Origin of the sequence: Acinetobacter sp. yr461 (assembly GCF_900110445.1) — a bacterium.
In the GTDB taxonomy this organism is placed as follows: domain Bacteria; phylum Pseudomonadota; class Gammaproteobacteria; order Pseudomonadales; family Moraxellaceae; genus Acinetobacter; species Acinetobacter calcoaceticus.
The window spans coordinates 173,676-195,612 of the sequence record NZ_FODU01000002.1; the positions used below are offsets into that span (position 1 = coordinate 173,676).

Annotated in this window: 20 protein-coding genes, 1 tRNA gene and 1 pseudogene; 6 read left to right on the forward strand and 16 right to left on the reverse strand. The window is 36.2% G+C overall.

Annotated elements, in window-relative coordinates:
- Positions 1-3: 3 nt before the first annotated feature.
- From BMW38_RS05295 to BMW38_RS05310, 5 genes and pseudogenes are all read right to left on the reverse strand, one after another.
- The gene (locus tag BMW38_RS05295) at positions 4-1,320 is read right to left on the reverse strand and encodes an NAD(P)/FAD-dependent oxidoreductase (protein WP_092706390.1); all 1,317 of its coding nucleotides are present in this window, start codon (positions 1,318-1,320) and stop codon (positions 4-6) included.
- A gap of 17 nt (positions 1,321-1,337) precedes the next feature.
- Positions 1,338-2,543 (reverse strand): NAD(P)/FAD-dependent oxidoreductase, encoded by a 1,206-nt coding sequence (locus BMW38_RS05300; protein WP_244524337.1) that lies wholly within the window; start codon positions 2,541-2,543, stop codon positions 1,338-1,340.
- Positions 2,532-2,693, reverse strand: a pseudogene (locus tag BMW38_RS19575) (rubredoxin); the annotation flags it as partial. The gene BMW38_RS05300 and the pseudogene BMW38_RS19575, both read right to left, overlap by 12 nt.
- A 28-nt stretch (positions 2,694-2,721) precedes the next feature.
- The gene (locus tag BMW38_RS05305; protein ID WP_092706394.1) at positions 2,722-4,152 is read right to left on the reverse strand and encodes an aldehyde dehydrogenase family protein; all 1,431 of its coding nucleotides are present in this window, start codon (positions 4,150-4,152) and stop codon (positions 2,722-2,724) included.
- A gap of 1 nt (position 4,153) precedes the next feature.
- Positions 4,154-5,344, reverse strand: coding sequence for an aromatic ring-hydroxylating oxygenase subunit alpha (locus BMW38_RS05310; protein WP_092706396.1), 1,191 nt, complete (start codon positions 5,342-5,344; stop codon positions 4,154-4,156).
- A 334-nt stretch (positions 5,345-5,678) separates the two neighbouring features.
- Here BMW38_RS05310 and BMW38_RS05315 point away from each other — a divergent pair, with 334 nt between their 5' ends.
- A complete protein-coding gene (locus tag BMW38_RS05315; protein ID WP_092706398.1) occupies positions 5,679-7,361 on the forward strand; it encodes a BCCT family transporter in 1,683 nt (560 codons plus the stop codon).
- Positions 7,362-7,416: 55 nt separating this feature from the next.
- Here the strand turns inward: BMW38_RS05315 and BMW38_RS05320 are convergent, their stop codons facing one another.
- A complete protein-coding gene (locus BMW38_RS05320; protein ID WP_092706401.1) occupies positions 7,417-8,343 on the reverse strand; it encodes a LysR substrate-binding domain-containing protein in 927 nt (308 codons plus the stop codon).
- 1,868 nt (positions 8,344-10,211) lie between these two features.
- Between BMW38_RS05320 and BMW38_RS05325 the strand changes: the two genes are divergently transcribed.
- From BMW38_RS05325 to BMW38_RS05345, 5 genes are all read left to right on the forward strand, one after another.
- The gene (locus tag BMW38_RS05325; protein WP_092706403.1) at positions 10,212-11,318 is read left to right on the forward strand and encodes a hypothetical protein; all 1,107 of its coding nucleotides are present in this window, start codon (positions 10,212-10,214) and stop codon (positions 11,316-11,318) included.
- A 5-nt stretch (positions 11,319-11,323) separates the two neighbouring features.
- On the forward strand, positions 11,324-11,773 hold the full coding sequence (locus tag BMW38_RS05330; protein ID WP_092706405.1) for a hypothetical protein: 450 nt from the start codon (positions 11,324-11,326) through the stop codon (positions 11,771-11,773).
- Entirely contained in the window at positions 11,763-12,461 is a 699-nt protein-coding gene (locus BMW38_RS05335) for a hypothetical protein (protein ID WP_092706407.1), read from the forward strand. Before BMW38_RS05330 ends, BMW38_RS05335 begins: the two co-directional genes overlap by 11 nt.
- Before the next feature lie 220 nt (positions 12,462-12,681).
- On the forward strand, positions 12,682-13,746 hold the full coding sequence (locus BMW38_RS05340) for a hypothetical protein (RefSeq protein ID WP_092706409.1): 1,065 nt from the start codon (positions 12,682-12,684) through the stop codon (positions 13,744-13,746).
- Positions 13,739-14,752, forward strand: coding sequence for a restriction endonuclease (locus BMW38_RS05345; protein ID WP_092706411.1), 1,014 nt, complete (start codon positions 13,739-13,741; stop codon positions 14,750-14,752). Before BMW38_RS05340 ends, BMW38_RS05345 begins: the two co-directional genes overlap by 8 nt.
- A 21-nt stretch (positions 14,753-14,773) precedes the next feature.
- Here BMW38_RS05345 and BMW38_RS05350 read toward each other — a convergent pair whose 3' ends face one another.
- The 10 genes from BMW38_RS05350 to BMW38_RS05395 form a co-directional block, all read right to left on the reverse strand.
- Complete coding sequence (locus tag BMW38_RS05350; RefSeq protein ID WP_092706413.1) at positions 14,774-15,013, reverse strand: hypothetical protein; 240 nt, start codon at positions 15,011-15,013, stop codon at positions 14,774-14,776.
- A gap of 151 nt (positions 15,014-15,164) precedes the next feature.
- Positions 15,165-17,612, reverse strand: a complete 2,448-nt coding sequence (locus BMW38_RS05355; protein WP_092706415.1) for a DUF927 domain-containing protein — start codon at positions 17,610-17,612, stop codon at positions 15,165-15,167.
- Entirely contained in the window at positions 17,609-17,926 is a 318-nt protein-coding gene (locus tag BMW38_RS05360; RefSeq protein WP_092706417.1) for a hypothetical protein, read from the reverse strand. Before BMW38_RS05360 ends, BMW38_RS05355 begins: the two co-directional genes overlap by 4 nt.
- Before the next feature lie 2 nt (positions 17,927-17,928).
- A complete protein-coding gene (locus tag BMW38_RS05365) occupies positions 17,929-18,255 on the reverse strand; it encodes a hypothetical protein (protein ID WP_092706419.1) in 327 nt (108 codons plus the stop codon).
- Positions 18,242-18,493 (reverse strand): hypothetical protein, encoded by a 252-nt coding sequence (locus tag BMW38_RS05370; RefSeq protein ID WP_092706421.1) that lies wholly within the window; start codon positions 18,491-18,493, stop codon positions 18,242-18,244. The genes BMW38_RS05365 and BMW38_RS05370 overlap by 14 nt, the downstream gene beginning before the upstream one ends.
- A gap of 1 nt (position 18,494) precedes the next feature.
- Entirely contained in the window at positions 18,495-19,208 is a 714-nt protein-coding gene (locus BMW38_RS05375) for a phage antirepressor KilAC domain-containing protein (RefSeq protein ID WP_092706423.1), read from the reverse strand.
- Positions 19,209-19,211: 3 nt separating this feature from the next.
- On the reverse strand, positions 19,212-19,427 hold the full coding sequence (locus BMW38_RS05380; RefSeq protein WP_016140384.1) for a hypothetical protein: 216 nt from the start codon (positions 19,425-19,427) through the stop codon (positions 19,212-19,214).
- Between the two features lie 131 nt (positions 19,428-19,558).
- The gene (locus BMW38_RS05385; RefSeq protein ID WP_092706615.1) at positions 19,559-20,185 is read right to left on the reverse strand and encodes a hypothetical protein; all 627 of its coding nucleotides are present in this window, start codon (positions 20,183-20,185) and stop codon (positions 19,559-19,561) included.
- A gap of 145 nt (positions 20,186-20,330) precedes the next feature.
- Positions 20,331-21,536 (reverse strand): tyrosine-type recombinase/integrase, encoded by a 1,206-nt coding sequence (locus BMW38_RS05390; protein WP_045125804.1) that lies wholly within the window; start codon positions 21,534-21,536, stop codon positions 20,331-20,333.
- Positions 21,537-21,728: 192 nt separating this feature from the next.
- Positions 21,729-21,805, reverse strand: a tRNA-Val gene (locus BMW38_RS05395).
- Positions 21,806-21,937 lie beyond the last annotated feature (132 nt).

Sequence of the window (21,937 nt, forward strand, 5' to 3'; positions counted from 1 at the left end):
CGCTTACAATTCACTACGACTGCGCCATTTTTCAAATCTAATACGTGTTCTAACACCTAAACCTAAGAACGGTTCTGGTGGATTTAAGCTAGGCATACCAGTGACATACTGAATATCTTTTAAAGCTTGAGAATCTGAACCAACAACAAGGTCAGCCAATAGCGTTCCAGAAATTGTGCCCCATGCTGCTCCTACACCATTGTCACAAGCACTCGCATAAACGCCGTCTTCTAACTCACCAAAGAAGTTAGTGAAGTTACGAGAAATGGCGTAAACACCACCCCATGTATGGGTAAAAGGAACATTCGCCAAATCTGGATAACGATCTAAAAATGCTTTGCGATGATCTTCTTGTATCCAGCGACGATTATCATCGTTTATGTTTGCACCGTATTTAGGCACGTGTTTATAAGTATTACGGATTAGGATACGGCGGTCAGCGGTCATTCTTAAAGTTGTTCCCGCATGGTCGGCTGGAGTAAGTCCCCAATCTAATTCACCACGATAAACATTCATTTCTTGATCAGTTAATGGACGTGTCCAGCTCGCAAAGGTCATGACTGGTAATAGGCGGTTCTTCAAGTACCCAAATTCACGCGTAAAAATACTCGTTGCAAGTAGTACTTTAGGAGTTGTGATTGACCCTTCATCGCCTTGTAAAAGCCATTGGTTATTACTTTTTTGCAAACTACGAATTGGAGATTGCTCTAATAACTCAACGCTGTTTGGTAAATGGTCACCCATACCACGTACTAAAGCTGCTGGTTGCATCAAATATGAACCAGGAGTAAAAATTGCACGGCTATAGAAATCTGTACCTAATACTTTTTTCAGCTCAGCTTTTTCGACCCAACGGTATGGCTCACCCAAATCTTTCATCAAGTGTTCAAAGTGATTGAGATGTGCCTCACCACGTTCGCCCACAGCTCCTTGATATTTACCAGCAGCAGACCATTGGCAATCAATGTTATGGCGCTCGACTAAACCTTGTAATTGAGCAATTGCCGATCGGTTCAGACTCAATAATTTTTGCTTATGCGAAGGATCAGGATGTGATAAAGCAAATTTATGTGGTAAATCAATCACAAACCCAGAGTTACGTCCTGAAGCGCCTTCTGCTACACGTTGTGCATCAACTAAAATAATACGCGCATTCGGTTTGAGTTCAGCTAATCTTCGAGCTGCTGCTAACCCTGCAAAGCCTGCTCCGATAATGGCATAATCAGCTTTTTGTGGACCTATTAACTTTTTAGCAGGACCTGCTGGGGGCAATGCCGCATACCAACCACAGGTACTATCATCATTTGGTAAAGCAATCATTTTGTTATTCCCTTAACTTAAACTGTGGATGGACACGAATTTAGTTTCTCAAGCCACTCGCTACGATGGTGCTGTAATTGGCGACCAAGTAAGGCAAAGCCTGTTAATTTGCCTTGTTCATTGTAGAAACTCGCAGCTAACTCGCCGTCATGTTGTTCCACTACCCACTCACCTGTTCCCATTGCTGGCAAGACGGAAAGTGGCAAAATTGGTGTTTTTACTAGAACTGGTGTTGATTTCAAATCAGCAGCAGTTGACTGACCTAAAAGGTTATTAACTAAAGCTGGTAATGCTTGCGTGATGGGATTGATATAAGGTGCCCACTGGCCGTTCACTTCTGCACAATCACCTAAAGCAAAAATTGCTGGATCACTACTACGGTGATCAAGTCCAGTACAAATACCGCGTGCTGTCTCTAGACCCGCTGCTTGAGCAAGTGCAATATTTGGTCTCAGGCCAACTGCACTTAATACCAAATCGGTTTCAAATGATTGACCATCTTGGAGTGTTAACTGGTAACGACCATTTGCAGATTGAATAGATCGAATACTATTTTGTAATTTCCACTCTACGCCTAACTGACTTAGAGCATTTTGTAGTGCATGACCTAAAGGTTCTGGAATAAGACGTTCCATTGCCCATTTGCCAAGACCAACAACCGTGACTTTGATGCCATGTGCAGCTAAATCATTTGCAAACTCACAACCGATGAGGCCATCACCAAGAATTGTGACATGCTGTTTATTTGATAACTGCTGACGGAAACGGCGGTAATCTGCTAGATCATTTACGCTTAGTGTTGGCGTCGAATCACCATCGATTGGAATAACAACTGGTGTTGCCCCAGTCGCGAGTACGAGTCTGCCGTAAGGATAATCACCAATAGTGGTTTGCAGCTTTTTATTGGCACGGTCAATATGAGTTACTTTTGTATGTGGATAAACGCGGATATTTAAACGTTGTTCCCAACTAAGAGCAGTCTCGCGAACTAAACTGTCTCCGTCTTTACCTAATGCTAAAGCATTAGATAAAGCTGGTTTACTGTATAAAGCGCCATCATCAGCAGTAAATACGGTAATAGACAAGTCTGGAGATTGTGCACGTAAAGTTGAAGCCACTTGATAGCCGGCATGGCCACTACCAATAATAACTACAGGTTCAATCACTGGAGCTGCAGCTACTACAGGAATTTCCTCATCCTCAATATCAGTAATATCGAGCATTTCAAAATCAGCTTTACCAACTTGACACTCTGGACACATCCAGTCATCTGGAATATCTTCCCATTTTGTTCCTGGAGCTATCCCGTCATCAGGCCAGCCTTTAGCTTCATCATAGATCCAGCCACAGACAATACATAACCACTTTCTCATCTTGTCTATTTCCCTTATTTCTTACAAATTACACACCATGTTTCAAACGGATACCGATATTGCGAGTTTGAACATAACTGTAGATGGCTTCCTGCCCTTTTTCGCGACCAAAACCAGATAAGCCCACACCACCAAATGGTGTTTCGATACCGCCAGCAAACCATTCATTAATAAAGACTTGACCAGCAATAAGTCGGTTTGCTACTCGAAGTGTTTGATTCAGATTTTCACCAAATACACCAGCAACAAGTCCAAAGTCCGTACCATTTGCGATTGCTACTGCTTGGTCTTCATCATCAAAAGGCATGATCACCATTACAGGACCAAATACTTCTTCTTGAGCAATCGACATGTCATCTTTTGCTTCAATAATAGTTGGTAAGACGAAGTAACCCTCTAGATCTGCAGCTTTCCCACCTGTTAAAACATTGGCACCTTCTTCACGTGCCTTATCAATCATGGCAAGAATCTGTTGTTGCTGATCTTTAGATACAACTGGAGTAAGTTCGGCATTACTTTCGCCAATACCTACAGTTAAACTCTCTGCAAGATTCACTACGGCTGCTTTAACTTCTTCATAGCGACTGCGGTGCACTAATAAGCGAGACATCGCCGAGCAAACTTGACCAGAGTTATAGAAAATTCCAACTTTAACGCTACGTAGTAACTGTTCAAGATCAACATCAGCAAAAGCAATTGCCGCTGACTTACCACCCAACTCCATTACTGAAGGCGTCGCACGTTCAGCCGCATCTTTCAAAATGCGTTGACCTGTTGGCACTGAACCGGTAAATACGATTTGATTGGTATCTTGGTGCTTAACAAGATGAGTACCAACTTCTGAACCTTTACCACAAAGCAAGTTCACTGCACCTTGCGGAAAACCAGCTTTCTCAATAGCTTTGATGAGTAAAACCATTCCTAAAGGTGAAACTTCAGGTGACTTAATTACAACTGCATTACCTGCTGCTAAAGCAGGTGCTAATGAGCGTGCACAGATTGAGACGGGAAAGTTCCAAGGTACGATTTGAACCGATACACCCATCGGAATATATGAAGTAAAATCAACGTAATCTTTACCTAAAGGTACTGAAATTCCTTCAACTTTATCTGCCATACCCGCGTAGTATTCAAAATAGCGTGCTGCTTCATCAAACTCTTCACGTGCTGTATCAACATTTTTGCCATTTTCACGACACAGGATTAATGCACCTTCTTCAGCAATTTCACGAATCGCCTCAGCTGCTTTCAACATCCATGCTGTACGTTTTGCAGGACGCACATCAGTTAAAGCACCACTATTCACACAACGTCGAGCGGCTGCCATAGCGGCATCTGCATCTTCTACACTTGCACGAGCAACTGTTGCAAAAGCTTTATCTGTTGCTGGGTTGATAACTTCTAATTGGCGAGAAGCATCTCGCCATTGGCCATCAACATAGTTGAGGTAATGTTGCATATTATGCCTCCAATGCCGTTTTAGCTTGGGTTGCTAACCATTTTTGGAAGAAGTGAGTTGGTAAATCCATCTCTGGTGAGAAAACCCCTCCACCAAAACCAGGTGAGTGACGCCCCTTTTGCATGGTTTCAACGGCAAATACATCTTCAGCAAATACAACTTTCCATGATTCTAAAGTCGCTTCACGACATGCATCATATTTAGCATCTAGTGATTCATCACCAACGTAATACAAACGCAATTTTTCAATTGTTTGTTCTGGAGCGATTGGATCAATCATCATTGCAAATGCATGATCCGCTTGAATACCTAACAATACGTTAGGGAACACTGCTACATATTCAGCATGACGAAGTTGATCTTCTGGCCAGCTTGGGAATTTTGGTAAATGCGTACCCGCCGTAGCTGACAAGTTATATTTATAACTGCCCTGACCGGCAAAGCGATCTTCGAACATAATGTTGTAATGATCTTCAAGTTTCGAATACGTATTTAGCGCTGGGTGTACCCATGGTAAGTGATAAGCTTCGCAATAGTTTTCAACTGTAAGTTTCCAGTTACTTTTTACAGGTAACTCAAAAGTTGAACCTACTTTACTGCTGCGAATAAGTTCTAAACCGTTTTCACCCAAGAAAGGCTTCCAACGTTCAACTAGTGGTGCAATATGCTCTTCAAAAGTTGGTGCATCACCAGAGATATTGACGAAAACCATATCCATCCAGATTGCTGAACGGAGAGCTTTTAAACCATGTTTTTCACATTTAAAGCGCTCATCTTTATGTTGGTTAATTCCGCCAACGTGTGGAGTACCTTTTAAGTTACCGTTTAGGTCATAACTCCAAGAGTGGTATTGGCAACGAATCACACCTTCAATAGTGCCTTCTTGTTGCACCAAAATCATACCGCGATGACTACAAACGTTATGGAAAACCTGAAGCTCCCCTTCACGGTTGCGCATCATGACCAAAGGCATGCCCATAAAATTAACAGGCTTTACATAGCTCTTTTTAGGTAAATCAGAAGCAAAACCCACACACACCCAAGTTTTGCTTAAAATATTGTCGCGTTCAAAATTAAAATATTCGCTACTGGTGTATGCTAAATTTGGCATACCATTTGATTCAGTAATAGGGTTTAAAACATTATCGACTTGCTGAACCGTAATTAATTGCTGGCTAACTCGACTATTCATCTGAGGATCTCCATATATTTAAAACTAACGCAGAACTCCCTGCGTTGAGATGATTTGCACTCTCTGCGATTTCTTTACAGATTGTGTAAAACCTAATGGCGACAGACAAACGACTTTTTAGAGGGGTATTGATGAGTTTTTATCATGCATCCTAAAACTTGCTTTCCCTTCAATAATTTTTAAATGTATTAGGTACAAGGAATGACCTATGACTAAAACTCACCTATAGATGAGAATAAATCGGTTGAGCAATCTTTATGCTCATCACTACTCTTTTGCTATTCGCATACAACGGTTAACAGGTAGTTAACTGCTACGCATCCAAGGAGGATTTATGCGCAATACATCAGGAGGCCTTTCAGGACTCAACCCAACAGTGATGATTGTCTCGAAGTTATTACTTTTTATTTTTATTGCGTTTTGTATTTTTAAAGAAAAACAGGCTGGTGAATACTTTCAAATTATCTCAGATGTTTTATTGCAAAATGCAAAATGGTATCTCCTATTTTTAGCTACTTTTTTATTAGGTTTTTTGATTTATTTATGCATGAGTCGATATGGGCATATTAGACTCGGACAAGACGATGAAAAGCCCGAATATAGTAATATTGCATGGATTTGTATGCTTTTCTCTTGTGGTATGGGAATTGGACTGATGTTCTGGTCAGTTGCAGAACCAATCACTCACTATGCAAGTAATCCATTTACGCAAGGTCTTTCAGATGAATCAGCACGAATGGCAATGCAACTCACCTTTTTTCATTGGGGACTTCACCCATGGGGCCTATTTTGCTTATCAGCTGTTGCTCTAGGATATTTTTCTTATCGCAAAGGTTTACCTTTGGCATGCCGATCAGTATTACATCCTTTAATTGGTGACAAAATTTATGGTTCTATAGGGAATTTCGTTGATATTGTTACTATCGTTTTAACAGCATTTGGTGTTTCCCAAGCCATTAGCATGGGAATTCTTGAACTTAATGTTGGTCTAAATCATACATTTGGTGTCAATATTGACGTTAAAATTCAATTGGTTCTCGTTCTTGTTCTAGGCGTTTTAGCAACCCTATCTTTATTATCTGCGATTAGTAAAGGATTTAAAATTATTGCTGAAGGGAACATGGTTTTATCTTATGTTCTTGTCATTGCAGTCATCGTTATTGGTTCAACTCGTTATATTTTTAATACTTTTTTTGAAGGTTTAGGTGATTATCTACAAAACATTGTAGGTATGAGTTTATGGAGTGATGCTCAAAAAGATTCAGGTTGGCAAAGTTGGTGGACTGCTTACTACTGGCCATGGTGGATGACTTGGGCACCTTTTGTAGGGTTATTTATTGCTCGCATTTCACGCGGCCGCACGATTCGTGAAGTTATTCTAGGCTCACTTGCCGCACCTACTTTACTCACCTTTATTTGGATTGCAGCTTTTGGTGGCGCTGCTCTTAAAATTGAAAAAGCGAACCATCAACCACCAACTCATCAAGTTGTTGCGAGTAATGCTTCGATTGTTCAAGTAGATAAGGTCAAACCTCATGAAGTGACTATCGCTGAAGCGACTAAAGAAGACCCTGCCCGTGCTGTATTTGTTTTCTTTGATCATATTTCAGAAAATCATACTATTACGATTTTCTTAAGCGCGCTTTTATGTTTATTGCTGTCTATCCATATCATCACCATTGCGAACTCAGGTGCTCTAGTTTTATGTTTTCTAGATACTAATGGTTCTACGAATCCATCAGTAGGAATTCGTCTGGTTTGGGCAGTAATCATTCCGCTTATTAGTGGAGGCTTACTTTTAGCTGGTGGCCTATCTGCTATTAAGACAGCCTGTGTAATTGCGGGTTTTCCAATCTCCATATTGCTTGCGATTATGTGTATTTCTTTAATGAAAAGTCTTCGTCAAGATCCACAAGCATGGGTAATGATGCCTGAACATATACGCCCAGATTTCTGTAAAACTAAATCTGAAAAGCCCGTTGATGAGACAAAGGCTCAACTCATTACAGATAACTAAATTTAATTCAAAAAAAGGGCTCTAAATTGAGCCCTTTTTTATTATTTAAACAGTGCTAATTTAATCCCTTTTGCCCTACTTGCCCTGGTAATTGCTCTAATAACCAACTACGGAAATGCTTTACACTTGATGGAATAACTCCCCGATCTGAAGGTTCCAACATACTAAAATTTGCTTCGGTACGTAATACAGTTTCGACTGGGCGAACAAGAGAACCATTTTCCAAGTAATCATCAATTAAAGATCCCCATGCTAATGCCACTCCCTGACCATTAATTGCAGCTTGGAGCAGCATTGGATAGTTATTAATATTGACTCTATTTTTAGGTTTCACCATAGGATAATCGACCGCTTCAAACCATTCGGCCCATGTAATCCAATCCTTTTGAGAGTCATCTAGATAAAGCAATGCTTTACCAAATATTTCCTCTGGAGGAGTACCTTCCTTAAATTGAGCAAGATAATTTGGACTACAAACAGGAAATACTTCTTCTGGGAATAATGTGGTGACTTTCATTCCTAACGGAGGAGTTCGGCAATAAAAAAGTGCCAAATCAAAGTCCATTTTCTGTAAATCCAAGATATTTTCTGTCGTTAATATTCTTAAATCTACACCTTCGTTATTTTGCTGAAATGCTGCAACCTTAGGCAATAACCACAGAGCAGCCATAGCATTTGTAGTAGCAACTGTTATTTGATGTTCACCTTGCCATTTCTTAATTTCAGCAGTTGCTTGAGCAACATTTAATAAAGCACTATAAATCGTTTGATAATATTGCAATCCAGTAGGAGTTAGGGAAATATTTCGATTAGCTCTTAGGAATAATTCCTTACCTAAATATTCTTCGAGCTGTCGAATTTGTCGACTGATAGCGCCTTGAGTAACATTCAATTCGTTTGCAGCTTTTGTAAAACTGAGGTGGCGTGCGGCTGCCTCGAATACAATTAAGCTGTTCATTGGCGGCAATGGCTTAATTTTCATGGACACTCCTAATTTGTCCTATTTCCTTAAAAACTCTTTTCCAATTCGAGTTCTTTTATTCCGCTATTTACTATGAAAATTGTCTTTTGAACATACTAATAGCGAATAAACCAGATATTCTCAGCATAAATGGTTTGAATTTCTTCAATTATGATCCATTTCTCAGGAAAGCCCTAAAATCTCATAAATATAATTTAATAAAAAGTGAGTAAAAGTATTCGATCTATGAGTTTTTCTCATTTGAATTTTATTTAAAGAAGTGACTCCTGAAGAATTAAAATTTTAATCAATAAAGAAAATAATTTTTTGTTTGACGTAGTTTGACAAATTCAATGCTTCAAAATTCAGTCAAGGCCTTTTTATATCTAGTTTTTCAAAGAAATTAAAGATAACCGCCATCAAACAAAAAGCTAAGTTTTTTGCTTTACGTGGCTTTACGAGATGGAGGTTTAGAAAAACTAAAACCCTACTGACCCATAGCATACGGTGTATTTTTCATAAAATGCTGTAAAGCAAAATTTACTTGGACGTACTTGGACAGAATTAGATAAGTATATTTTCTAGAAATCTGCTGTATCCATTGATACACATAGCTTATAGAAGATTTTAAATCATAATCCAGAGCTGAGCTGTCCAAGTAATTACTTAGATGTACTTAGATAGAATTGAATAAAAATCATGTTTTTGCTTTACGTAGCTTTACGAGATGAATATTTGAAAAAAGCTAGAGCCCTTATGGCATATGCGATACAGCGTATTTTATATAAATCGTCGTAAAGCAAAATTTACTTAGACGTACTTAGACAGAATCGAATATAAATCATGTTTTTTGTTGTACGTAGCTGTACGAAATGAAAATTATAAAAGAGCCGAAACCATTGCACTGCCTAGCATAAAAGTTTTTCCTCAAAATATTGCTGTACAGGTAAAAGCTCTATTACTGGATAAATAATTAAATATTAAACTTTGACATGTTATTTAAATTTAGGTTGACGAAACTCAACTTATAAAAGTTATTAAAAATCACATAAATATTTGTTATATAGATAATTTAAAGAAAAATTAGTATGTTTTTAGGGGATAGGCTGTCAACCTAAATTACAATCACCGAATATACGCAAAAATTACAAGCTTCCTTGACGTACCTTGACGAAATTCAATTTATTAAAAGTTGTAAAAATAGTCTTTATCCATTGATATATAATAGATTTAAATGAAAACTAGTTAGCTTTTGGAGAGTAACCTGTCAAGGTAAATTGCAAGCACTTTGTATGAGTAAAAAATGAGAGTTTCCTTGATATCCCTTGATGAAATTTCAATTATCAAAAATAGATGAGATGTATTATTCATGAACCTTTGAGAGCAATTTAATGATCTTTCAATAAGTTGGCCATCAAGGAAATGAGAAGTGATTTCGAGTTAAAGTTTTCACTTTTGTTATACGTAGTCATACAAAATCTAAAAACGTGAAGAGAAAGATTTAGTCAGTCTTTAGTGAGAAATTTAAAGACATTTACTCTTGCGTAGTCTTCCGAAATGGTATTTGCCAAAAATGACGTAAAGCTGGTGCTATATAGTTAGAACCTATTTCATCTTTGTTCAAAGATAAAGCGGCGTAAGACTAATTTTTGCTAGACGTAGCTAGACAAAACGCTCTTAAGAACAATTGATGTAATACTTGAACTCTATTTTTAAACTATACTAAACAGATATATTAATTTTCCTTACTAAAAATAGCATAATTATAAAATTTTTGAAAAATCAATAAGTAAAATACTATCTAAAAGTATATATTTTAAAATTAATAATCATATGATTTAATTACTGAACAAATTACATACCACTTTAAAATAGTTAGAGTTTTTTAAATGTCAGATGACCAAAATTACGATGCAGATGATGTAAGAGAGATAATTGCTTCTTCTTTAGATATAGCTGAAGAGCGAACAATGTCATTAAAGGAATTTCAAAGAATATTTAAAGGCTTTGGCAGAAATTTAAGTGGAAGAAAATTTTCTGATTTACAACAGAAACTAGCAGCAATCTATGACTTAGATAAGTTAGAAAAATTACAACAAAAAATTTCAGATACTGTTAACAGACATATTTTATTTGATGATAAATTCCTTACCGTTTATCAAAATGTTAAAAATATTAATGAAATTAAAGAAAAATTAGATACGATTTTTGGGAATTACCAACCGAATCCTGAAATTGAGTCACAAGTTAATAAGAGAACTTTTTATCCTTTACAAAGAACAGATATTAGAGAAGATCTAATAATTTCTTATCAATTTTCTCAAGTACGTGAATTGACTGTTAGGCAAGAACTTGATTCCTCTGATTTGAAAGACAATATTAGCGATTTATATAGTCAAGTTTTTGGTTTCAAGACCACTGAATTAACATGTTTTGACTCTGTAATTATTGATATTGAAAGACAAATATTGATTGTTTTAATTGATTTGGCAAGAGTAATGCCAAGAAATGAACTTAACGTTATCCATAGTAATTTTTCACATTTTATAAAAAGGGAGTTAGGTTTGGAAATCATGGAAAAATACGATTTCCTTTCTTCTCCCTTGGACCTATTCCCTTGTATTCAGAAGTTTTATGATGAAGCAGTCGATAAAGTTAGTGGAGTAACAGAGATCTACTTCACAACAACCGAAGGTACAGCTCACCATGAAAAGTTACGTGGAGATAGTGTTGATATTCGTCAAGTCACCTACCATGAATCAGGTGTAAATGGTTTAAAAAACACAGAAATTGATGGCGTTAAACTTGATGAAACAATAACACCATATAGAATTAGTAAAAAGTACTATGACAGAGATATAGAAATCTCATTAAATAGTAGTTACAACGCATTAAGCAATATTAATGGTAGCCATCTATACAATGCATTTATAATAGGTTCACGTTCTTATGAAGATATTGAGTTTGTTCTCAATAAACTTTTAACACTAAGGTAAGATGAATGGCACGCTCTCAATACTTATTAGAGCTTAAAAGTAAGCTTGAATCACAGTTAGAAGAGGTTTCTACTGAGATGCTGAGCGCGTGTCTGAATTTGATCGATTATGTAGCCGTTGCGCCATCAAAGAAAACACATCTAACTTTCGTTGACCTTTATAAGCATGTAGACCAATCGACTTCTGAAGATATATTCTATAATGCTGTATTTCACTTAACTAAGAAAAATATTAATGTTTTAACTCAAAAATTTGAAGCATATAATTCTGTAATAGATAGATATGAAGCTATTCTGGATGACGAAGATATTAGAGAAATATTAAATTCTATAGCTAGCGGTGATTATGTTCACCCATTGAGTGGAGATATCTTAACTCCTGAAGAGTTTAGTCGACAGGTTTTAACTTTTTTTTCCCCTTCCCAAATATTTGTGAGTAATCTTCATGCTCACTAATCCAAGTATTCTAGATCCTCGTATTACAAAATTAATCACTAGATTAAATCCTAATTCTTATCAAGATTTCATCAATTTTCTATATTCTGATTTAGATGAAATTTTAAGAGAAATACAAGCTAGTCGAAAATTGATTACAGAAAAATATCCACATGTGGATTCTGATTCTTCCGTTTTTAAAGTATTTGAAGATGACATCAATACTCAAATTGTTAGAGATTTAAAATTTTTAAGTTATGATGCTGCCCATGATAAATTTGAGAATGGGCATGTAGACATTCATGTGGAGCTATCTGGATTTCCTTATAAATGGTTTGGTGAGTCTAAAATTTGGAGCGGGGCAACCAAAATTGAAGGAGGATTCAAACAATTATTAGAAGATTACTCTACTGGAGAAAAAAATGAAAATCGAGGTGGAATTTTAATCTATGCTGTGAATACAACGCATTCTACAAATACAATGCTAAAAACATGGTATCAAGTCTTAGAAACAGCAGGAAAGGATTCTAGTAACAATAAGAACTTAGAAGGGTTAGAGTTAAATTGGCCTGATGAAGAAGTTAATATATTTTATAGTACACAAATACATCCTCTTTCCGGATTAAAAGGCTATCAAGTAAGACATTGTATTTTGAACCTTAAATCTGTTAGAAAACCTGAGGATAAAGTTAAAAAAAATAGAAAATGAAAATTTTCTATCCCATAATTTATTACGATAATACTTTCAATTAAACTTCTATTTTTAATAGATAGTATTTAAAATTATTATATAGTAATTTTATAGTCACTCATTATTTTATAGTGACATCCTTTTTCAAAATCACTATATTCTTCTTAAATTTGTATAGCTAAACCTTTTCTATTTTGATAAATTTTTATAGATCTTTATAAAAATTCTGGACTTAGAAATGGAAATAGAGAAAATGCCAGGATATGGTTATCCTGTATTAGCTTATTGGTTGCAATATTGGTATGAATTTAATAAATGGCAAATTAAAGAATATAAGCTCTCACCTGATGGGAATCTAAAATGGTTTAATCAATATTATGAATTAAAGCCTGGCATTATAAGAAGCTCTTGTTTCGATAAAAAAAAGGATGCCTTAGTATATGTAGATTATGAAAACTCCCATATTTCTTCAAGAGTATCTGCATTGAATCTATCTGAGATAGAGAAAAGCTCAATTAAACTAAAAGTTGAGAAAGCAATAGAAGCAAAGAAGAGACTCATGTATGAAGAGGAATTAATGCTTACAGTAGCAATAAATAAATTTAAAAATACTCAGAGACCAATCTTAGAAGAAATAATTTTACCTGAAAGAGAAAATAACTTTAAGAATGATTTATTTAATCAATTACAAGAGATGCCATATCTAAGAATGGCTTTTGTTCAAGATGGAAACAAACAGGGAGTAATTTATAAAAATTTAAAAAATGAATGGTCTAGAAGCTATAATCCTACAAAGAAAACGCTAAGTTATACGGAAAGGTCAAAAATAGCTAATGCTTTTAATTTAAACGGTGATAATCACTGGGGAAATACTAAGGCAAAGATTCGGCAAGAGTTACTGCCAATTGCTAGTAAACTCTTACAACTAGAAAGTGTAAAAAAACTTTTAAAAGAGGCTCAAGCAAAAGGACAAAAAGTACTTATTTCCAATGGATATGTATTTTGGTATGAAGATAATGGAAATATTGGATGGCAAATTAAACAAGTTAAACAAAATGAATTAGATAATACTTTAGGAAATACTATTTGGAAAGAAGGTACTATCTTATCAAAAAACCATGGACGTTTAGTTATATTACCTTACATTAAAGACAATGGAGATTACGTCCAAGGCCATACAAAAAATGCACCTCACGATGGACCTGCTAAACCTAGAGTACCATCTGAATATTTAGAATTACCTTTTGAAATACTTGAAGATGATTTAATGATAAGCTTATTTGGGGAGCTTAAATATGAATAGTAATAATGATACTAAGAGTTATAGAAAACAAGTTGAACGTGGTTTTGCATTTGAAGATTTAATTAGAGATTTATTAATCAAGAGTAACTATAAAAATGTGAAGGAATCTGATGAAATATCGAATAAATATTCAGGAGATATTATATTTGGTAAATTTGATGATTTAACTGTTGTTGAAGTAAAAGCATATCGGCCTTTATCCAAACCTTCTATACGTGTCATAGAGGAAGCGCTTAAACGCCTACAATCTCTTTTAGAATCTTCTAATAAATTTCAAAATGGTATTTTAATCATTTCCACCAATTTAGATTATGAAATCTATAATGAAATTTATCCCAATATAAAAATATGGGATTTAGAAAAGATACTTAGTATTGCTAAAAATTTTCCAGATATACACAATAAGATAATTGATCTTTTTGAACTTGATCCTTCTCATAAAATAGTCGTCAAAACAAAAAATGATTTTATTCAAGGCAAGCAAATTATTGATAAAATTAAATTAATTGAAGAAGGTTGGAAAGATGCTTCAAAATTTGAAGACTGGTGTATTGAAGCTTTAAAATATTTATTCTTTGAATATTTAACTGGGTGGCAAGAACAAAGCTCAACCGTAGATGGTTTGCATCGTAGAGACTTAGTATGTCGGGTAAAGGATTCTGAAACAGAAGTTTGGCAATTTATATCGCATACTCTAAGAAGTAGATATATAGTATTTGAATTTAAAAACTATTCGAATAAAATTACACAGAGAGAAATCATTACTACTGAACGCTATTTATATCCGATGGCTTTACGGAATTGTGCTTTTATAATTTCACGAAAAGGCGTCTCCCCTTCTGCACAGAATATTATTGATGGTGCAATGAGAGAACATGGAAAACTTATTATCTCTTTATCTGAACAAGACCTAATTATATTGTTAGAAGGAAAAGATAAAGGGGATGATCCAAATGTTAATCTATTTAATAAAATTGATGATTTTTTAATAGGCCTAAATAGATAATACTCGATCTTTATTAAAAGATTAGATATCCTGTTTCTTAATCTTCTGCCAATCAGTCACTCCCATTTCAACAAGGATTTCTTCATCACCTTTCAGGAACTCCTTATTGGTGTGATGGAAGTACCCTTCTTCATCTTTGCCTAATGTAATTATTGATTGGCCATATGGTGGAGTCTCTTTCTTAAGAGACTTCCACTCATTCACGGCGTACCCTTCTTGCTGCTCAAGCATCCTCAAAAACTCTTTCTTACTCATTGCCATTTTATTGCCCACGTATTAATGAATTAGATAAATCTGTGTAACCTCAGAAATCTGTAACCTTTTCAATTTTTTAAAAGGTTACGCTCTGAAAGCCTTGCCCCATAAGGCTGTAACCTCAGTAACCTTTGTAACCTGATTTTTTTCGCCATTCCTAGACTTCATCCAGATCATCTGTGAGTACCTTTTCATTAAATACATACATAGGAATAGCTTTAGGCATACCATCAATGCCTCGAGTGAGCTTTGTAGACTTGCCATTATTTAGATGATCTAGCCATCCACGTAGTATAAGTAACTTGCCGACACGTTTAGGATTCAGCCCTTTGCAAAGCTCTTTTTTGAACTGTTCCGGATAAACCAAGTATTTCTTTTCGCCGTTCTCAATCTTCCAGTAACCTACTCGATTAATGACTTTATCTAGATGTTCTGCATCTGGTGTCATACATTCAAAACGGCTATTACCATGTGCTTCAAAGAATGCTTTAATTTGAGCTAGGATTTCCAGATCTTCATAATTACCAACTCGGTCAAAACTACCTAACCATTGTTTAAAAACAGCTTGTATGGCACTAAACGCGGTACCATTTTTCCATCCTGTTATTCCAGCTTGTGTCGCCAGTTCCCCAGCTGTAGCAATCAAAGCGAATGTATTGGCTACACGAATAATATGTCCTTCTGAATGGCCATCAATCAATGGTTCTCGGTATTGTTCCCATAATTGTCGAGCGTATTTAATAATTTCATGTTTATCGCTACAAAGATATTCAAGCCACGCTATACCTGCTTCGCCGTAATACATGTTTGAATGCTCTACTAACATTCTAGATTGCATTGCTCCATCTGAAGCAAAATCAATACTGTCAAACACACCATATTCTGATTGGTCTACATCAATATCAATTAAGCGGATCTCTTGTCCTAGTTTGGCCTTTTGACCATGCTTGGCCATAATGTCTTTTAAGCCCTCCTCGCCACTAGAAAGAAATATGAGTTTCCAGTTAAAAGCAGGCTTAGCTGTGATTTGTTTGTTTAAACGAGCCTTACCCAACCCATTGGCCAGCATATACACAATGTTGCCTAGCTCTTTAGGATTGGCAATTTCTCCAATCTCATCTAAAGCCAAAAAGCTATCATTGTGCATATAAGCTGTATGCTCCAGAGCATTGCCAGTTGCTCTCCATGTACGATAAAAACGGCTGGGTTTACCCCATACACTACAACCTAAAAATAATGCCGTTGATTTACCTTTAGATGACTTCCCAACAAAGTGCACACCTGCTCCATTCTGTTGTTCTAGTGGACCTAAAAGCTGACCAGCAAACGCCGTGCTTATGGCACAAACTAATTTGCTATGGTTCTGCGCGAGCTTAGATACCTCTTCTCTCCATTGAATTAATGTGCCGTTGCGTTGATAGCGATTATCTAAACCGTGAATAGCCTGATAGACAATTAAATCGTTATCTTTACTTTGGCCAACTTCACAATGAGGTAACACATACACTTCATCATGCCAGCCCACACGATCGACACATAAGGCCCTTTGCTCAACTGGATAACTCATTAAATAGCTTTGTAATAAGCTTCTTGCCTTAGCATCTGGTGCGATTGTCATACCTTGATAAGAAAGTGCTTTACGTAGTTCTACGCCATCAGACTGGAAAAACTCCATAGACACGGCTTGTAGGTGTTTAATCCCATCTGGATCGTACCATTCGAGCAACCGTCCCCATGAGGTACTAGAATTATCTCGAGTTAATGCAACAACTTTAATCGGGCTAGAGATATAACGCTTATAATCATCTCCCTTGTTATTCGTTTCTAAAAAGTACAATCCTGTTTCTAAAAGATGAAATCGTCCATCACCCCATTTAAATGGTTTAGCCAAATGGCCTTTTGGTAAAGGTTCAGTATGAGGAAGTCTGGCAATGGCTTCTTTTAAAAATGCAGAAACTTCCTCCGGTTCTTCATCTTTAGTCAGTTCGATTAAAAATTCAGTCTCGTCAATTTTCTGGTACTGGTTAATTAGGCGAACACAAGTATTCTGCTCGAGCTTCTGGAAGGCATCATTTTTGAAATATTCAGGTCGTACAGGGAGGTAAAGTTTTTTAAAACCAGCTTGTGCCAATTGATTAATGACAAACTGGATCTGCTCAAAATCGAAAGCCTTAAGTGTCTTTGCTAAGCGTGAAGCGCATAAGTTATTTAGTACGACCAGAGCTACAGATAACCCACTAGAAGCAATTTTAAAGAAAGACTCAAGGCCATAAGTAATAATTACAGGCTTGTCATGCTGTAGTTCACCATAACAAGCAAACCCTCTTGCTAATCCATCAGGAAAGACAGAAATAGTTTTTCCACTTTCCAGAACGGCGCATTGGATGATACTTAATTCGCCGTTATAGATCGGCAGAATTAAGGGATTAGAGTATTCAACGTTATCTATCTCAACTCTATTTCGATCAATGTAAATGGCCTGATTAGGTCCACCAAAACGCTGGATAATTTTATGCTGAAGATATTCAGTTTGGTTAGGTGTATATATCTGACAATGAGCCAAAACTTCAGTTGGGGTCATGTTTGAGGTGTCACGTTTAGTCATGCTTGTGACTCCTCATATTCTTTTTGAAACTGATCTTCTTGTGCTTTTGAAAACTCCAGATTTTCATCAATCATGCTATCTGTAATACTTAAAAGACGTTTTAAATCCTTAAATACACTTTCTGGCACGCTATAGACTTGTTGCAGGTACTCTGCTGTTTTTTCATATTTACTACGAATTGAATCAAGCATTACCGCGAGGTCAGCAACCTGTTCATAGGCCAATGCATAGCCTTCAGAAACATCACTGGCATCATAAGTTTTTATAGCAAGCTCTATATGAGATTTTTTTGAAGACGAGTTGTTATTAGGCATGATTAATGCGCTCCTAGCGATTCATTAGAAGCTTCACCATTCACGGCCAAATGAGGGTGGCGAAGCTGAAAAGGGTTGGCCGACAGGCTCACTAGGTCACCTGCACACCCAAAGGTGTCCCTCTCCAGCCCCGCCGTAACATGCAGGTGCATAGAGATTTCACGCACAAAAAAAGTCCTATGAGCGGACTGTGCGCCTAGTGAAAGCTTGTAACCGGCCAAGGTTAGCTCATCTGCTTTTTGATGAACGTCCTTAGCATAACTAGGCACATGACAGCTTGCAAGAAGTATTGTTAAAAATATGGGTAACAGATTCTTATGCTTTTCCATAAGGTGGCTCTCCCATAATGCTGGTGAGTAATACCTGAAGGCTGCCAGCATGCAGTACTAAGACATCCTGCACACAAGGCTTTTGCAATAATAATTCTCGAGTATCTTTAACTTCTTGAAGCTCGCCATTTATGGCGAGCATTTCAATAAACTTCATGGCTTGATTATTCACAACCAAATCAGCCCTATCATCTTCTTCAATAAGGGGAGCATATGAAGCTAAAACAAAACTCTTCATCTTAAGCCCCCTTACCAAAATTTTTAGCCAGAACGTTCATACCCTTAGGTAGGATGAAGAACTCTATTTTGGTAAAGGTATATGGATCACCATTAGGTCGAATCCGAGCCACTTCTTCATACTTGGTTTCGCAATAACCACGCTCCTGGCTATAGTAAGTTGAAGCACGTACTCCGTTAAGCTTGCGATCCCAACCATGTTTACGTAACCAGTTGGCCAATACTTCCCTTTTAATATTTAAGATTTTGCATGCTTGCTGAAACTTCACACCTGCAGGTGTTTGAGTAATAGTGTCAATCGTTCTTTCTAAAGACTGGTTCTGAGTTTCAAGATGAATGACTTGTTCTGTATAGTCCAAAAGAGCACGGCGTAAAGCATGAGGGTTAGAAATATCTACCACCACTTCATCCTTAACCTTATATTCAAGTTCTTGCCAACGATCGACTAAATGCGCCGTGAACTCAGGGCAAAGTTGAGCCACGACAATGATGCTGTCTCGTTTACCTTGTTCACCTTCAAAAACATATACACCAACTTTTGAAGTAAGTCCTAAGTTATTGATTCTTTCGAAATTCGTCATTGGAGTATTTCGAATAACTCCTTTTTGCATAAGTCTCTCAATTGAGACTTTTACATTTCTATGCTCAGATTGAACCAACTCAGAAATTTCCAAGCTAGTCATCATAAGAGTTGATGGATTAACTAATTGATTCATGAGTTAAGCCTCCAATTCTGCATTGGTTTGGCTTTTGATTTGGTTGTTATGCCATTCAATTAGTTGTGCATAATCAAAATAGACTGGCGCCTGACGAGTCGTGCCGGCTTTATAAGCTTTAGGGAAAGTTGGATCATTTAAGGTGAGTTCGCGCAAAGCATTACGTTTAATACTCAATAACTCACATGCTTGGTTATACGTAACTCGAATTGGTTGCATTTATTTAGCTCCACATAGGTCTATATTGTGGAGCTAGTATGTTTATGATTTTTATATTGAAAAATATTTGTTCTAGCATAATACCCATTATGCTAGAACAATGGGTATTGTGCTTCCATTTTGGGTGACTTTTAAGATTTGCTATATTTTTTTGATAGCCATAGTTCTATTGTTTTTGGATTTAGATTAAATTTGTTAGAAAAATCTCTCGCACATTTAGAATAGCTGTGGAAGGTACCTTGCTCCCATTCTCTAAAAATTTCACTTTTATAAGAATCATATTTTTGTGCCCTACTTTTTCCGCCTAATGATTGTATTTTTCCAAAAACATTAGAGCCATTTGCTATATGGGAGTAAATTCTTCCTATCACGCTGTAAATTCTATCAAACGAATCTATTGCAAAGCCTATTTCTTCATCCGTTGGTAATATTTCTTTATCAAAGATATAAAAACATGCTTGATAAGTCGTGTAAGCATCGGATAAAGAAGTATAAGCAGAATCTTCCATTTTTATCTTAGATGCATCTCTAATTTTTTTTATAATTTCATTCTCATTTTTTTCAAAAACACTTACCACTTGAGGAGTCATTTTATTTTCATAGATATTAGTCATACATTCATGTAATAGTTGTATATCTTGAATACCTATTGAATCAAAAAGATTAAAAAGATCATCCATTAAGCCACTATCGGAATTGTATGTTTCTTTTAAGTAGCAAATGATTTCATGATTAGGATCATCATATTTTATAGTCACGTATGCCTCCCGCAGCATCCCAATAAAAATAGCTAAGCCAATCGAATTAGGTATTCGACTTTCGGGGATCAACCTAGACTTAGCAAACTGAATATAGAGTATATTCAACTATATAAATACATATGAGTTGAAGTTAAGCGACAAATTAAGGCGCACAAATAAGTCTGTCAATTTCATCTGCCCACCACTGCATCATCCCTATTCGTTCCTCAAAATGGGCTCCTTTGTCATACACACCTTTAACACCTTTCTTTAAATGCGCCAGTGTGGCTTCTACTACCTGCTCTTTATCACTAAATCTATTGTTTAGCTGAGTACTGGCAATGTGTCTAAAGCCATGAGGGTTTTGTCTATCTTTATATCCCAATCGATTTAATGCAGTATTAAACGTATTATCAGATACCGGCTCGCTTAAGCTTCCTCTGCCAGGGAACAGAAAATTAGACTCAGTTTTATAAGTTAATAATTCTTTTAAAAGGACTATGGCCTGACGTGGTAAAGGTACAGCATGAGGAATATCTTTTTTCATGATTACAGCCGGCTTAATCCACACAGCTTTATCAAGATCAAATTGATCCCAAGTGGCATATCTTAATTCGACAGGACGTGGAAACAATAAAGCAAACAATTCCAAACCAATTGCTTTATCCCGTTTAGGATAACTTCTGATAGCTCTAATCAAAGCAGGAAATTCATCAATATCGACAAACTTCATATTCCCGCCCTGATTTTTATCAAGATGTTTTGTTATGCCTTCTAACGGATTAAATTTTATTTTCTCTTGGAACTTTGCCCAATCATATGCATTACGACAATAAGACGTTAGCTTTTCAGTTTGAGTATAAATACCTAAATCACGCTGTAGACTTTGGAAGAAATCAAACCACTCTTTAGGTGAAATACCAGTAAAGTCTCTATTTCCAAATTTAGGAATAATGTGCCTTTCAATAGATTTCTTTGCTTTATCAAAAGTATCGAATCCCCAATTTGGCTCTTTAGTATTTAACCAGTCATACATTAGATTTTTAAATAGCAGCGCTTTTTGTTCAGTGGCCTGTTTTCTTATATCTGCCTTAGTTTCTATCATCTCGCCATTAGAGAGTTTATTTAATATTTCATTTGCCTTCTTTCTAGCTAATGCTCCACTAATAGCTGGATAAGCTCCTAACCCCATCCATGACCATTTGCCATCAGGCTTTTTATATCTTAATTGCCAAGATTTATTTCCTTTCTTTTGTACAAGGAAATACAGACCATTACTATCCAGTTCCCTATAGTCTTTATCTTCTGGCTCAAGACTGGCCAAAGTCGTATCAGATAAGGGTCTTTTCTTAATTGCGGTTCTTTTCATACAAATTATGGCAAACAAGCTTGTATCATGAGTTCAGTAATTGAATCATGATACACACGATGATACAAGGATCGATCTGCTATATGAGTTTATGTTAGTTTATATAAAGCAATAAAAAAGCCCTAAATCATTATAATTTAGGGCTTTTTTAGGTCATATAAAGCTATGCAAGTTTATATGATTTTAATATCTTGGTAGGTATATCCAGACTCGAACTGGAGACCTCTACGATGTCAACGTAGCGCTCTAACCAACTGAGCTATACACCTGAGATGGAAAGCATAATATTCATTTTTCAAAAGCAAAACAAGTGATTTTCAATTGAAAAAAATACAAATGAGCAGACTTTAAGCAAACTCTTTTTCATTTTCCAAAAAAGAAAAACGGTACATGGTTTAACC